The sequence below is a fragment of the Stenotrophomonas sp. SORGH_AS_0321 genome (genome assembly GCF_031453215.1).
Lineage (GTDB): Bacteria > Pseudomonadota > Gammaproteobacteria > Xanthomonadales > Xanthomonadaceae > Stenotrophomonas > Stenotrophomonas chelatiphaga.
In genome coordinates, this window is sequence record NZ_JAVIZG010000001.1 from 2,243,601 (window position 1) to 2,257,648 (window position 14,048).

Genomic DNA, 14,048 nt, shown 5'->3' on the forward strand with positions numbered 1-14,048 from the left:
GTTTTGCTCCTTACATCCGGCGGCCGAGCACGGCGCTGAAGTCGACGTCTTTGGCGACGTAGACGTTCATGACAGTGCCCTGGTTGACGGTGACGGTGGGCTGGCGCTGGTTCTCCAGCGCTTGGTTGGCCAACCGCTCCATGGTGCGCGCTGTGGCGCTCTCATATGGATTCTGCATAGCGAAGCCCGAGTTGCTGATGGTGGTGGACTCCGGCCCATTCTCGGCGGCAGCGTATTTGAAGGCGTCGGCGATCAGGCTGATCATCAGCGCGCTTGCGATACGCTGGCCCCAGTGAGCCGTGTACTGGCCCGGAACGCCGGCCGAACCGAGGCCATCAACACCCGGGCTGGACATCGCCACATCGATGCCGTTCGGGGTGGTGATGCGATCCCAGATCACGTCCACGCGCTTGGCCACCGGGCCGCCGTTGTAGCTGCCATAAATCTTCGACCCTTTCGGCAGCAGCAGCGTGCGGCCGTTGATCGAATACACCGGCTCGGTCACCAGGCACGAGGTGTAACCCGGCACATCGGTGATGATGCGGGTTTCCAATACACAACGCAGGTAGGTGCCGCGGACCAGCAGCGCATCCGGGCTGCGGATGAAGGCAGCGTTGGAAACCGCTTCACGCTCTTCCTCACCCTCCGTCGCACCGGCGGCCTGCGGGTTCTGCGCGGCCATCGCGGCACGCATGTAGGCCTCTGTCGACGAGTCCATCTGCTGCGGGCCCTGCCCACCCTGCCCGTTGCCCATTGCTTCGCCAGCGGCGATGCGGCGTTCCAACAGTGTCATGGCACGCGGGCCACGCTCGCCACTGTCATTGCTGCTGAACATCGGCGCCTGCTGCTGCGCAGGCAGCGGCGGCGGAGGCAGCAGGGGAATCGGGTCCGCCGGCGGCGGCTCAGCGGCGGCAGAGGGAATGGTCGGCAACACCGGCGTGGTCGTCCGAACCTCCGCACGCGGCGGCGGGGTCGGATCCGGTTCGCGGCTCTTGCGCACCAGCAGGAAGCCCATGGCCACCACCAGCACGAGGATGCCACCCAGGAACAGCAACGCCTTGCGGTCCAGCCGGCGTTCTTCCACGGTGCGCAGGCGCGGGGCGGCAGCGTCCAGGTCGGGCGCGGGCGCGGCGTCGGCACGGTTGAAGTACGGATTGTTTTCCGGCTGGGTGCCGTCGCGCCTATCGTCGGGTCCGTTGCCCGGAGGAGTGTTCTGGCTCATTTCTTGACGTTCCTTCGCAGGCCAACGACGTTGTCACCGTGGCGGATCACCAGGTACGGATGGGTGCCGTGCACCACCAGGGTGTTGCCTTCGACCGTTGTGTTGACGACGAAGTCCTCGCCGTTCTCGGTCTCACGACCGAACACAGCCGGGAAGATGCCGGTCTTGTACTCCGGCGACGCAGGCAGGCGTACATAGGTGAAGCGGCCATCGTCATACGCATTGACCGGTATCAACCAGCCCATCTTCTTGACGCGCCGGGTGGAGTACGAGTAATCGAAGTTGTAACGACGATCCTTGGCCAGCGAAGTGCTGAGCAGCGGTTGCGCCTCTTCCTGCACAGCTTCCTGGGCGACCCCGAACTCGGTACCGCTGGGATAGCTGAAGGCGATGCGGTACTGCACGCCCGCCCGGCGCGCCTGGTCCAGTTGGCGCCAATCGGTGGCCACCACCTTCAATTCGAAGATGTAGTGATGGGTCTCGGTGCGGACCATCATGTTGGTGTCCACGTCGACGTTCTTCGGCTTCAGGTAGAAGACGTTTCCACGACGGGTCAGCTCCCAGCCGGCGCTGAAACCGGTGCTGTAGTCCAGGATCTTTTCGTTGGGATCCAGCTCGATCTGGGTGGTGAGGCCCAAGCCCGTGCGAACCGGATAGATGCGGTCCTTCTCATATTCGTACTGATCGACGCCCTGCGCCGACGCGGTGGCCATGCACAGGGCAAGCGCCCCGGCGACCATCCATGCACACGTCCTGATCTTGCGACTACTCATCGGTTGCTTGCTCCATCAGCAGTTCCGGTGGAAACGTTGCGCGCCGGAAGCGGCGTGCCCTGGCCCGGCGCAGCCTGCGCCGGGGCGCCGGGAACCGGCGCACCTTGGGCAGGCACCGGTTGCGGCGGATACGTGGAAGGCACGGCCTGCCCCGGCGCCGATCCAGGCGGCAGCGGCTGCGCAGGCAGCACCTGACCCGGCGCAGACCCGGCCGGCGCTTCCAGCGGCTGGCCGGTGACTGGATCAAAGCGGGCAACCGGTTGTGCCGGTGCCAACTCAGCAGCTACTCCCGCCGGTGGCGCGGTGACCGGTGCGGCGGTGCTGCCGTCAGGAACGGGCACGCCTGCAGCGGCATAGTCACGATCCACCCGGTATTCGGTCACCTGGAAGGACAGCGGATTGAGCACGCGCTCCTGCTCGTTGAGCGCAAGCGCTGCCTTGTACTCGAATTGCAGAGTCACCAGTTGGTTGTCCAGGTAGCTGGAGCCGCCGGTGCGCTTGTCCAGAAGCGTCCGCTGTATGCGCACCGAGGCGCCGCGGAATCCTCCGTTCGGCAGTGCCCCGAGCGGGGTAATGCTGAGAATCTTCACCCGCAGGGCGCGATCGGTGCCATACAGCACCAGCGGACTCTGGGGATTGCTGCGGTTGTACTGCGCCTGCAGGGCCGCACCGACATTCTGGTCCGACATCACGAAGACCTGCTCCCAGTCACGCAGACCCATGATCGCGTAATCGTAGGACTCACGCGCCAGCACATACTGGGCGACGTTGCTGCGATTGATCGCCTCGTTGGTGGTGATCGAGTTCTCGCCCAGGTTCCCGGAAAGCCGCGCCACCGAAGCGGTGCCGGTGTAGGCATCGGCCATCACCAGGAACGGCACCTTCTCCTTCAGCGGCAGCACGTAGTAATAACCACCTGCCAACGCCAGCGACATCACCAGCGACGCACCGGCCACCCACCAGGCGCGGCGCTCGCTCTTGCGCGCCATGTCGGCCACGGTGATCTCGTAGCTCACCGCCTTGGCGACGGCCTGCTCCACCTTCGGACTATTGCCTGGGTCTTTCTTACGGAACATGGGGTTTTCCGGACTGCATGATCGTCAATGAGCGCCATGCCCCTGCGACCAGCGCAGGAGCATCACGATGGGAAAACGGCAGCAGTCAGCTACCGCTCGGCGCGGTTTCGGCGGGTGCGGATGCGGGCGTGGCGTTGGGCGCACTGGCTGGCGTGGTGGCAGCCGTCGGCACGGCGGCGCTGCTGCCGGCGACGATCTTGTTGCCCACGATGCTCACGTAGACGCCCTGTGCTGCGTATGCAGTGGTGACGTCGGCCACGGCCTGCTGTGCACTGGTGGTGGAGATGCGGGACACGCCGCCATGCAGCGTGTAATCCGAACCCAGCCGGTAATCCAGCGACATGCCCGAATCGGCCGCCCAGCGCTCGAGCATGGCCTTCAACGTGCCATCCATCGGCGATGCCTGGAAGGCATAGCTGGTGTAGAGGGGAATTTCAGTGGGAGCAGCGTCAAAGCGATTGACCGGCTTCCAACGCCCGCCGAAATCCGGCGCAGGCTTGGTGGCACAACCCGACATCGCGACCGCCGCCACGGCGATGAAAATCTTCAGCAACGCTTGCTGCATACGAACATCCTTTGACGTACGAATAAGCAGCCTCGACGTGGGGTGTTCCGGCAGTCCAGCGTTGCATCTGCACGCTGGAACCGGTTACGCGCCGGCCTGTGCCGTTACGTGCAACCGTCTCCCCTGCGGCCGAAGCCGCCTGCCAAACTGACGGTGCGCCGGCCCTTGAGGCCTGCTACATCGCCTTGCACCACGTTAGAAGCCATCCCTGTTCCGGTGATGCGGATCACCACCTGATCGACTCCATCAATTCGATGAACTGAACTGATGGCGAAGAGTGGCATAGAACGAGGTCAACAGTGCGTCAAGAAAGCATGAAAGTTCTACCCACGCACGACAATTTGTTGACGTGCGTCACCACTTCACGCGGATGAACGCATTTATATGACGCCATTCAACGCACGATGATTCATATCTGCAAGCTCGGTACGTCAACCTTTGCTAGCAGGCGCGAGGTGAAGTGACGATCCTTGTAGTAGCGGATCTTGTCGCACATCACCGGGTGCGGAATGCCCTCGTACAGGAACACTTCCTTGTCCGTCCCCATCGCCTTCAGCTCCTGCGGCAGCATCAGCGCACGCCGCTCTTCACTGAAGCTGTGGCTCTTCTCACGGCCCTTGGTGATGTTCTTCTTGCGCAGGGTGGTGTACCCCAGCATGTCCGAATAGTCATTGGCATCCTGCTGCTCGCGCGGGGCGAACAGGATCTGCAGGGCGTGGTTGGTGATGATGGTGCGCGATACATCGCGGCCGTAGGTGGCGTCCAGCTGGGCCATGCTCTGGATGATCGGCAGCAGCCGCACGTTGTAGCCGGCCATGTAGGACACCGCCGAGGCGATGATGTCCACCTTGCCGATGGAGGTGAATTCGTCCATCAGCAGCAGCACCTGGTGCTTCAGGTCCGGATTGGACTTGGGCAGCTCCTTGGTGTTGAGGTTGATGATCTGGCTGAAGAACAGGTTGATGATCATCCGGCTTTCGGCCAGCTTGTTGGGCTGGATGCCGATATAGATGGTCATCTTCTTCTTGCGCAGGTCGGTCAGCAGGAAGTCGTTGCTGCTGGTGGCCGCGTCCAGCACCGGGTTGATCCAGGCGTTCAGCGGCTCCTTGAAGGTGCCCATGATCGAGGCGAACGTCTCGTCCGCCTGCGACAGCAGGTTGGCGAAGGCCGACTTGGCATTTGCGCTCAGGAACGGACGGCTGGCCAGCGTCTGCAGGTACTTGCGCAGGTCGGTGCCATCACCGGAGGAGATGCGGTAGATCGCACCCAGCGTCGGAACTCCCTGCCCGCCCGGGAAGCCGCTGCGGCGTTCGTCGTCATGGTTGTCGAACAGGTACAGCGTGAAGGCCATGAAGGCATTGCGGGCCTGGCTGACCCAGAACTTCTGGTCGTCCGAGCCATCCGGATACAGCATCGCGGCGATGCTCATAAGGTCGGATACGCGAAAAGCGGGGTCATCGGAGACGTAGCTGAGCGGATTCCAGCGATGGCTGCGGCGGTCTTCGGCAAAGGGATTGAACAGGAACACTTCCTGGCCCTGCTTGGCGCGCCATCCGCTGGTCAGCTCATAGTTTTCCTGCTTGATGTCCAGCACCACCACGGACTCTTCGTATTCCAGCAGGTTGGGAATCACCACGCCCACGCCCTTGCCCGAACGGGTCGGCGCGGCCAGGATCACGAACTGCTGGCCAGACAAGCGCACCAGCTTGCCCTTGTAGCTGCCCACCACGATGCTGTCGCCGGTCTTCTTGAACAACCCGTGTGAAGACAGGTCCGAGCCGGTGGCGAAGCGCGCATCGCCGTGCAGGCCTTTCTTCTTGCGCCGAAGCAGCAGGAAGCCGGCGACCACCACGAACAGGAACAGCGGGATGCCGAAGCCGACGTAACCGGCGGCCTTGATCTTGCCCACGAAGGGCGCGACCTCAGGCTGGTCCAGTGCGCTGACGTACGGGTAGTAGGTGTTCCAGCTGTAATGCGCCGTATCCAGGCCCAGGAACAGCAGGGTCAGGTAGCCCGAAAGCAGGTAACCGATGACGAGGGTCGCGACGAAGGCGACCGAATAACGAACCAATTTCTGCGTGGACAAACCCGATCCTCCGTGAGCGCATGATGGGCCGGACTCTACACAACTGGCCGTGACACGGGTAGCTGCATGGCCCCGGTGGGTGACGACCGTTGTTCGTCACGCTTCTCGCCCCATACCAGGGGCATCACATCACGCGGACCGCGATCCGGGTATGCTCCGCGCGCCAAAAACAAACCTGGAGCAAAGGAATGCAACGATCCTCGTCGTGGATGCTTGGTGCGATGATTCTGGCAGCGAGCCTCAGTGCCCCTGCTCTCGCTGCGCCGCCGGCGACCGCCGCCCAGCCGACCCCGGCCCCCGGTGAATTGAGCAGGATGCTGCCGGAAGGCATGGAAATGTTTATGAGCATGTTCGTCAGCGACAACAAGCAGATCGTCGGCGATGGCAGGGGCATGGGCGCTGCCGAGGCCAAGGTACGCGCGCGCAAGGACTGCCAGAGCAGCGGCGCCACCGATTGCGCCGAGTTGATCACCCTGCCCATCCGCAACCAGTGCCTTGCCATGGCCGTGGACAGGAACCCGACCCCGAACAAGCGCGCGATCTTTGCCGCAAGCGCCGCTACGGGCACACCCGAGGCGCAGCGACTGGGTGCCACGGCGCTGGAGCAGTGCAACGCCGCTGGCGGCAAGAAGTGCGGGGTGAACCTTGAACATTGCTTCTAACTGGCGTCTGACGCTGGCCCTCTGCACCGCCGCGCTGGCAATGGCAGGCGGCATCGCCCATGCCCAGAACGGGCGCCAGGCGCAGATGCAGGCCCACGCGCAGCAGATGAACTTCCTGGGCTGGCAGCAGAGCCAGCAGGCGGCGACCTACATCAGCGCCGAAGAAGCAGCGGCGCAGCAACAGGCAGCAGCCGCAGCGGCGGCCGCCAACCGCAGGGTCCGCGACGATGCAATGCGCGACTGGTGGGGTGCGGTGGTGGTCAATACCGCCGATGGCAGCTGGAACGTCAACTTGAACGAACACAGCCCGGACATCGCCACCCGCAGCGCGATGGGAAAATGCAACGGTACCTGTTGGCCGGTCGCCACCTTCGCCAATACCTGTGTCGCCCCCGCTTACAGCCAGCAGGGCGGCATGTATTTCGATACCGGTGAGAACAAGAAAAAAGCCGCCGAGGCAGCGCTTGCAGCGTGCCAAGCGGGCGGCGGTGCACAGTGCCGCAGCGCCGAGGAACAGACGTTCTGCACCGGTTGGAAGTTCGCCTATTCCGCCCTTGACCGCCTGAATTACCGGATGGAGCTGATCGCGATCAATCGCGTGGCCAAGCCCAAGCTTGATTTCTTCCCCGGTGGTGCGGAGTTCATCGCCAAGCCCCCCGCAGCGCGCGGCACGGGTACCCGCATGGCCCCTGGCGAAGGACAATCGAGCAGCATGAACATCGCCCAGCCATGGAGCGCGATCGCGGTCGAACGCGGCGGCGAGGCCTTCGCCATGCACCTGGGCGTAACCGAGCGCGACGCCAAGGACACCGCCATCAGCAAGTGCGGCAAGCAGGGCTGCGAGACCGCTGTTGCCTGGACCATGGGCGAATGCGCCGCGATCGTGCGCACCAAGGATTCCAATGGCGGCTGGAAGACCTACAGCGCCAAAGCCGGCACGAAGCCGGCGGCAGAGGATGCCGTGGTCACCCAATGCGTGGAAAGCGAAGAAGCGGTCTGCCCGGTGCTGTTCAACGAGTGCATGCACGCCAAGTAACGCGCAGCGGGAGTAGAGTCCGGGTCACCGCACTCTACTCCCGATTCGCAGGATTCCTCGCCATGCATATCCTCCTCACCGGCGCGACCGGCCTGCTCGGCCAGGGCGTGCTCAACGCCTGCCTGTCCTCGCCTGACGTCACCCGCATCACCGTGCTGGCCCGCCGGCCGCTGGACCGCGCCGAGGCAAAGGTCAACGAAGTGCTGCTTGAAGACTTCAGCCAGGCGGCAAACGTGCAGGCGCAGCTGTCCGGTATCGACGCAGCCTTCTACTGCGCCGGGGCACCGCCCATCGGCACCGCCGAAAAGGAATACCGCCGCGTTACCTTCGAGCTGACCCTGTCGGTGGCACGGGCGTATGCCGCCGCCAATCCGCAGGGGCGGTTCTTCTATGTTTCCGGCGCCAATTCCGATCCCGAAAGCCGGCTGATGCCGCTGCGCATCAAGGGCGAAACCGAGGATGCGCTGCAACGGCTGCCGGTCACCACCGTGATGCTGCGACCGGGCGGCATCCTGCCCGAAGAAGGCACGCACAGCCCGCACGGGGTGATGCGCATGTTCCATGCGCTTGCCAGCCCGCTGCAGGGAATGATCGTCAAGAACGTGCCGGGGGCGGCCACCACCAACGGTGCGATCGGCCGGGCGATGATTGCCCTGGCCCGCTCCCCCAGCCCGCCTGCCATCGTCGAAAACCGCGAGATCAACCAGCTCGGCCAGCCAGCCGCGTAACGCCGGACTCAGCCGCCGCGCGCGACCTTGCGGACTTCCGCACCGACGCGCGCCTTGACGCGGTCCACGTCCGGATTGTTCGGCCCGGAATAGTCGAATGCCTGGATCACGAACACGGTCTGGTCCCCTGCGCTGATGCAGTACGAAATCAGCGACCGCCCGTCCTCGCGCGGGGCGGACACGTGCAGCACCAGCGTCTTCTGGTCCTGGTCCACGCGGGTGGTGTAGCCCACCGCCGCGGCCCCACGCGTTACTGCCGCGCGGCACGCCTGCATGCTCAGCTTGACCGCTGGAAAGCGGTCCACATCGTAGCCGAGGCTGAAATCGTCCGCCTTGGCCGGCGAGGCCATTCCCACTACGGCCACCGTGCCCAACGCTGCGAGTATCGCTGCCTTCATTCCGTTCTCCTGCAAGTGGTGAGCATGCGTCGCCGAACTCACGAGCGCACGAAGATTTCCACGCGGCGATTCAACTGCCGGCCGCCGGGATTGTCCTTGCCGTCCAGCTCGTTGGGTGCCACCGGCTGGGTTTCGCCATAGCCCTTCGACGCCGCCTGCTGGCCCGCACCCCGCTCGCGCAATGCCGCCACCACCGATGCCGCGCGGCGTTCGGACAGGCTCTGGTTGTAATCGTCCGCGCCCTTGGAATCGGTGTGGCCGCGCACCTCCATGCCGGTGGTTTTAACTTCCGCCAGCGCGCCGGCCAAGATATCCAGCAGGTTGGCCGCGTCGGGGCGGATGTCGGACTTGTCGAAGTCGAACAGCACCCGGTCGTTCAGCGTGATCACATAACCGCAGGGCGCGCCCGGGGGTGCGAATTTCGTCAGCGGCGGGAATTTTCCGGCCGGTGCAAGGCGCGCCAGCGGCGGCATCTTCACCGGTCGTGCCGGCGGTCCGATGGTGCCGGTGCCATCGCCGTTGTTGGTGATCAGGCCCTCATCGCCATTCCAGGTGCCCGAGCCGTCCGCATTGACGCGCACCAGCCCCTTCGGACCGTTCCAGGTCCCGCTGCCATCGCCGTTGTTGGTGATCAGGCCGCTGTCACCATTCCACGTGCCCGCACCCTTGCCATCCAGGCGGATCAACCCGGCCACGCCGTTGTACGTACCGGACCCATCGGCCTCCACGCTGATGATGGCATCGTCGCCACCGCCACCGGGGTTGCCATTGATCGTGCCGCTGCCATCGGCGTTCACCCGCACCAGTCCGCCCTCGAAATTGGCGGTGCCGCTGCCATCGGGGTTGATGACGAAGATGCCCTCGTCGCCGTTGCGGGTCAGCTTGCCCTGTGCGTCCACGCTGGTGATGCCGGCATCATTGATCAGGCTGCCATCGGTGCTGCAGCGGGCCGGGGAAACGGTGATGCCTTTCACCGGGTCGAGGATCGACTGCAGTGAACTTTCCAGCGCACGCTGCGCCGGGGTGACGCCGATGATCTCCGGCACCACGATCGACGGAATGACCGGGAATTCGGGCGCTTCGCTGGCCTGCTCTACGTCGGCGTCCTCATCGGGGGTCGTTGCGGCGGTGCCTGCCACCGGGTCCGGCGCTGCCGCATCGGGCGCTTTGGAGCAGCCGGCAAGGGCGATCAACAGCACTGAAACAGCAGACAGCGGCAAGACATGCGTGGATGAGCTCATGTACTGGATCGATCCGTGATGGCAGTGAGGCCAGCATCCTATCCGGCGCCCATTTGCACGGCGTGAATGGCCAGAATCGAACGCATGGCTCCGGCTCTGGTAGCGCCGAGCCACGCTCGGCGAGCGCACCGCGCGGCCTGCGTCTGGCATCGTGCTGCCGGAACGGAACGCCGCCGAGCACGGCTCGGCGCTACCCAGCCCACCTCCGTGCGCCCATCACGCGCGCCCACGCATTGGTAGCCCCGAGCCACGCTCGGCGAGCGCACCGCGCGGCCTGCGTCTGGCATCGTGCTGCCGGAACGGAATGCCGCCGAGCACGGCTCGGCGCTACCCAGCCCGCGTCCGCGCGCCCATCACGCGCGCCCACGCATTGGTAGCGCCGAGCCACGCTCGGCGAGCGCACCGCGCGGCCTGCGTCCGGCATCGTGCTGCCGGAACGGAATGCCGCCGAGCACGGCTCGGCGCTACCCAGCCCGCGTCCGCGCGCCCATCACGCGCGCCCACACATTGGTAGCGCCGAGCCACGCTCGGCGAGCGCACCGCGCGGCCTGCGTCCGGCATCGTGCCGCCGGAACGGAACTCCGCCGAGCACGGCTCGGCGCTACCCAGCCCACCTCCGCGTGCCCATCACGCGCGCCCACGCATTGGTAGCGCCGAGCCACGCTCGGCGAGCGCACCGCGCGGCCTGCGTCCGGCATCGTGCCGCCGGAACGGAACTCCGCCGAGCACGGCTCGGCGCTACCCACCCCACCTCCGCGCGCCCATCACGCGCGCCCACGCATTGGTAGCGCCGAGCCACGCTCGGCGAGCGCACCGCGCGGCCTGCGTCCGGCATCGTGCTGCCGGAACGGAATGCCGCCGAGCAGGGCACGGCGCTACCCAGCCCACCTCCGCGCGCCCATCACGCGCGCCCACGCATTGGTAGCGCCGAGCCACGCTCGGCGAGCGCACCGCGCGGCCTGCATCCGGCATCGAGCTGCCGGAACGGAATGCCGCCGAGCAGGGCACGGCGCTACCCACCCCACCTCCGCGCGTCCATCACGCGCGCACACGCATCGTGCAGCGATGGATATCGCGGCCGCCATCATCGATCTGCTGGGCCAGCGCGCGGCGTCGGCCTCCATCTGCCCGTCCGAGGTCGCGCGCGCGCTCAGCCCGGACCCCGCCGGATGGCGGCCGCTGATGCAGCCGGTACGCGACGCCGCCGCAGCGTTGGCGCGGGCAGATCGGATCATCATCACCCGCAAGGATGAGCAACTGGACCCGGATGCCCTGGGGTCGGGCCCCATCCGTCTGCGGCGCGGGGCGGGATTCCGGTAGCGGCACCGCTTACCCCTCGCGGGGCCCTGCTTGCCGAGGCTCCCGGTTTGCCGCCAAGATGGGGCATCACACCTCAGGTAGCGCACGGATGAGCGGCTCCTCGACGACCAGCACGGCCCGCGTGGCGATCCTCGTCGACTGCGATAACGTCTCACCCGAAATCGCTGAGTTCGCCTTGCAGAAGACCGCCGGGCTCGGGCGGTTGGTCATCCGGCGCGGCTACGGCATGCACCCCACGCTGGGCGGAAAGTGGCAGGAGATGCTGGTTCGCGAGGCATTCACCCCCTGCCTGCAATACGCCTATGCACCACGCAAGAACACCACGGACATCGCCTTGGCACTGGACGCTCTGGAGATCCTGCTGGATGGTCGAGCAGATGCGTTCTGCCTGGTGACCAGTGATTCCGACTTCGCCTACCTGTGTCGAAAGCTGCGGGAACGGGGTGCAGCTGTCTTTATCGTCGGCGACGCCAACTCGCCCCCGGCCCTGCGGAAATCCTGCGACCAGTTCTTCGAGGGCAAAGGGACCAGCGTGGTGGTTGCCCCAGTGCCAGTGGTGAAGCAGCCCATACCGCCTGCGGCGAAGGCGATGCCAGCCAAGCCGCCGGTGCCCGCCAAGCCTTCGCCAACGGTCGTGATCAAGGCGCCTGCAGCCAAGAAAGCGGCGTCGCCCGTCGCCAAGCAATCGCCTTCCTTCGTGCTTGATGCAGTCAGGCACCTGGCAGCGCAAGCGCCGGGCGGCAAGGTGGGCGGCAACGAGTTGATGCTGCACCTGACCAAGACGCACCCCGGGTTTGCACCGAAGAAATACGGCCACTCAGGACTGATGAAAATGCTGAAGAGCTATCCTCAGCTGGCCCACATCCCGGCCGGCTCTGGAAAATGGGCTGTAACGCTTGTGCAGCAGAAACCAGCCGTTAAAGCGACCATCCAGATCGCAACGCCGCCACTCAAACCCGCCCCCGCCTCACAACCTGGTACACCGCCACATTCCGCTCAGCCAGCGCCCGCACCACTTCTGGAATCAGCTGCATCGGCAGTTCCAGCGCATAACCATGGTCCACCCGCCGCACCGACGCAGGATCGAAGTGGAACGCCGGATGGTCCCGGCTGCGCTCCAGCAGGAATGCACTGATCGCACCAAGCGCGACCTGCTGCCACTCCCCCACCTCGAAATACACCCGGTACAGCGCGTCGCTGTAATCGGCCGGGGTATCGCGTTGCGTATCCAACATGTCAGCGGTCACGACATTCTCCCGTGTGGTGGATGCGGAATGGGAAAGGGCCTGCCTGGGGCTATCCGCGCCGCCGCGACGTCGGCCGCGCTTTCAGCGCGTCCAGCGCATCGGCATTGCGTCGCGCCCAGTCGTAGATCAGCTCGATCGGCTCCACCAGCTGCCGGCCCAGCGCGGTCAGGCTGTACTCCACCGACGGCGGCACGGTGGGATGTTCGGTCCGCAGCACGATGCCCGCCAACTCCATCTCGCGCAGGGTCTGGATCAGCATCTTCCTGGAAATCGCAGGCAGGCTGCGATGCAGCGCGTTGCTGCGTACCACGCCGTCATGGCGCACGGCCAGGGTGTGCAGCACCATCGACGTCCACTTGGTGCTGAACAGCTCCAGCACCCGCCGGGGCGCGCAGTCTTCACGCCATTCCTGTTCCGGAGTGCCTGCTTTCATCGCGTGGTTACCATTTGGTGCCTTCTTTCGGGCCTGACCCCGATATCCTAAGGTGTCTGCCTGATATTTGATGCAAAAGGCGATCCCATGACCCAGAAAGCGTTGGTAGTCGGTGCAACCGGCATTACCGGCAGCGCCCTGATCCAGCAGCTGCTCCAGGAAGGTTGGGAGGTTTACGGTCTGGCGCGCAATCCGGCGGCGCTGCCGGCGGGCGTTCACGGTGTCTCGGCCGATCTGCGTGACGCGCAGGCCACCCGGGCCGCACTGGCGGACCTGCAGCCAACCCATGTATTCATCACCACGTGGTCGCGGCAGGCCAATGAGGCCGAAAATATCCGCGTCAATGCAGCCATGGTGCGCCACCTGCTGGATGCACTGCAGCCGGCCGCGTCGGTGCAGCACGTCGCGCTGGTGACCGGGCTGAAGCATTACCTCGGGCCTTTCGAGGCCTACGCGCAGGGCGCGCTGCCACAAACCCCGTTCCGCGAGGAACAGCCGCGCCTGCCGATCGAAAACTTCTACTACGCGCAGGAAGACGAGGTCTTCACGGCGGCCGCGCGTGATGGCTTCAGCTGGAGCGTGCATCGCCCGCACACGGTGATCGGCGCAGCGGTGGGCAATGCCATGAACATGGGCACCACGCTGGCGGTGTATGCCTCGTTGTGCAAGCGCAGCGGCCGTCCGTTCTATTTCCCCGGCTCACTGGCGCAGTGGAACGGACTGACCGACATGACCGACGCGCGCCAGTTGGCACGCCAGCTGGTCTGGGCCACCCAGACCCCGGCAGCCGCCAACCAGGCCTTCAACATCGTCAACGGCGATGTGTTCCGCTGGAGCTGGATGTGGGGCCGCATCGCAGACTGGTTCGGCATCGAAGCGGCACCGTTCACCGGTGAGCTGCGGCCACTGGAACGGCAGATGGCCGACGATGCGGCGCTGTGGGTGCAGCTGGCCATCGAACAGGGCCTGGCCGAGCCGGACATCCAGCGGTTGGTGTCGCCGTGGCACACCGACGCCGACCTGGGCCGCCCGGTCGAAGTCATGACCGATATGTCCAAGAGCCGTCGGCTGGGCTTCCTGGACTACCAGCCCAGCGATGACGCTTTCTTCGACCTGTTCGCCACGCTGCGGGCGCGGCGGCTGATTCCGTAGGCGCCCCCAAGCGCAGCCAGGCGCCCCGGCATCCATCCCCGGGCGAGGCCGCCGCTCGGGCCGGCCCTGCCGCGCTGCCGACGTGGCGATGCAACCCTGTGCCGCATCG

General features: G+C 65.5%; 14 protein-coding genes. 6 read left to right on the top strand and 8 right to left on the bottom strand.

Annotation, left to right across the window (positions count from 1 at the left end):
- Positions 1-10: 10 nt before the first annotated feature.
- The 5 genes from QE373_RS09815 to QE373_RS09835 form a co-directional block, all read right to left on the bottom strand.
- Positions 11-1,222 carry a TrbI/VirB10 family protein gene (locus QE373_RS09815; RefSeq protein WP_309685910.1) on the bottom strand — a complete coding sequence of 404 codons (1,212 nt, stop codon included), beginning with the start codon at positions 1,220-1,222 and terminating at the stop codon, positions 11-13.
- Positions 1,219-1,995: a TrbG/VirB9 family P-type conjugative transfer protein gene (locus tag QE373_RS09820; protein ID WP_057687458.1), complete on the bottom strand. Its 777-nt coding sequence runs from the start codon at positions 1,993-1,995 to the stop codon at positions 1,219-1,221. Before QE373_RS09820 ends, QE373_RS09815 begins: the two co-directional genes overlap by 4 nt.
- On the bottom strand, positions 1,992-3,071 hold the full coding sequence (locus QE373_RS09825; RefSeq protein WP_309685912.1) for a VirB8/TrbF family protein: 1,080 nt from the start codon (positions 3,069-3,071) through the stop codon (positions 1,992-1,994). Before QE373_RS09825 ends, QE373_RS09820 begins: the two co-directional genes overlap by 4 nt.
- Before the next feature lie 85 nt (positions 3,072-3,156).
- The gene (locus tag QE373_RS09830; protein WP_057687460.1) at positions 3,157-3,636 is read right to left on the bottom strand and encodes a hypothetical protein; all 480 of its coding nucleotides are present in this window, start codon (positions 3,634-3,636) and stop codon (positions 3,157-3,159) included.
- 409 nt (positions 3,637-4,045) lie between these two features.
- Positions 4,046-5,722, bottom strand: coding sequence for a type IV secretory system conjugative DNA transfer family protein (locus tag QE373_RS09835; RefSeq protein WP_309685914.1), 1,677 nt, complete (start codon positions 5,720-5,722; stop codon positions 4,046-4,048).
- 89 nt (positions 5,723-5,811) lie between these two features.
- Here QE373_RS09835 and QE373_RS09840 point away from each other — a divergent pair, with 89 nt between their 5' ends.
- From QE373_RS09840 to QE373_RS09850, 3 genes are all read left to right on the top strand, one after another.
- Positions 5,812-6,384, top strand: a complete 573-nt coding sequence (locus tag QE373_RS09840; protein WP_309685916.1) for a DUF4189 domain-containing protein — start codon at positions 5,812-5,814, stop codon at positions 6,382-6,384.
- The gene (locus QE373_RS09845) at positions 6,368-7,420 is read left to right on the top strand and encodes a DUF4189 domain-containing protein (protein ID WP_309685918.1); all 1,053 of its coding nucleotides are present in this window, start codon (positions 6,368-6,370) and stop codon (positions 7,418-7,420) included. The genes QE373_RS09840 and QE373_RS09845 overlap by 17 nt, the downstream gene beginning before the upstream one ends.
- Positions 7,421-7,482: 62 nt before the next feature.
- The gene (locus QE373_RS09850; protein WP_309685920.1) at positions 7,483-8,148 is read left to right on the top strand and encodes an NAD-dependent epimerase/dehydratase family protein; all 666 of its coding nucleotides are present in this window, start codon (positions 7,483-7,485) and stop codon (positions 8,146-8,148) included.
- 8 nt (positions 8,149-8,156) lie between these two features.
- Here QE373_RS09850 and QE373_RS09855 read toward each other — a convergent pair whose 3' ends face one another.
- Both QE373_RS09855 and QE373_RS09860 read right to left on the bottom strand, forming a co-directional pair.
- Complete coding sequence (locus QE373_RS09855; RefSeq protein ID WP_309685922.1) at positions 8,157-8,546, bottom strand: DUF6180 family protein; 390 nt, start codon at positions 8,544-8,546, stop codon at positions 8,157-8,159.
- Between the two features lie 38 nt (positions 8,547-8,584).
- The gene (locus tag QE373_RS09860; protein WP_309685924.1) at positions 8,585-9,787 is read right to left on the bottom strand and encodes an OmpA family protein; all 1,203 of its coding nucleotides are present in this window, start codon (positions 9,785-9,787) and stop codon (positions 8,585-8,587) included.
- A 1,065-nt stretch (positions 9,788-10,852) separates the two neighbouring features.
- On the opposite strand from QE373_RS09860, the gene QE373_RS09865 reads away from it, so the two are divergent.
- Together QE373_RS09865 and QE373_RS09870 are read left to right on the top strand one after the other, a co-directional pair.
- Positions 10,853-11,107, top strand: a complete 255-nt coding sequence (locus QE373_RS09865) for a DUF3253 domain-containing protein (RefSeq protein ID WP_309685926.1) — start codon at positions 10,853-10,855, stop codon at positions 11,105-11,107.
- Positions 11,108-11,195: 88 nt separating this feature from the next.
- A complete protein-coding gene (locus QE373_RS09870) occupies positions 11,196-12,242 on the top strand; it encodes an NYN domain-containing protein (protein WP_309685928.1) in 1,047 nt (348 codons plus the stop codon).
- 161 nt (positions 12,243-12,403) lie between these two features.
- Here QE373_RS09870 and QE373_RS09875 read toward each other — a convergent pair whose 3' ends face one another.
- Complete coding sequence (locus QE373_RS09875; protein ID WP_309685929.1) at positions 12,404-12,787, bottom strand: helix-turn-helix domain-containing protein; 384 nt, start codon at positions 12,785-12,787, stop codon at positions 12,404-12,406.
- A gap of 87 nt (positions 12,788-12,874) precedes the next feature.
- Between QE373_RS09875 and QE373_RS09880 the strand changes: the two genes are divergently transcribed.
- Complete coding sequence (locus QE373_RS09880; protein WP_309685931.1) at positions 12,875-13,939, top strand: SDR family oxidoreductase; 1,065 nt, start codon at positions 12,875-12,877, stop codon at positions 13,937-13,939.
- Positions 13,940-14,048: the final 109 nt, after the last annotated feature.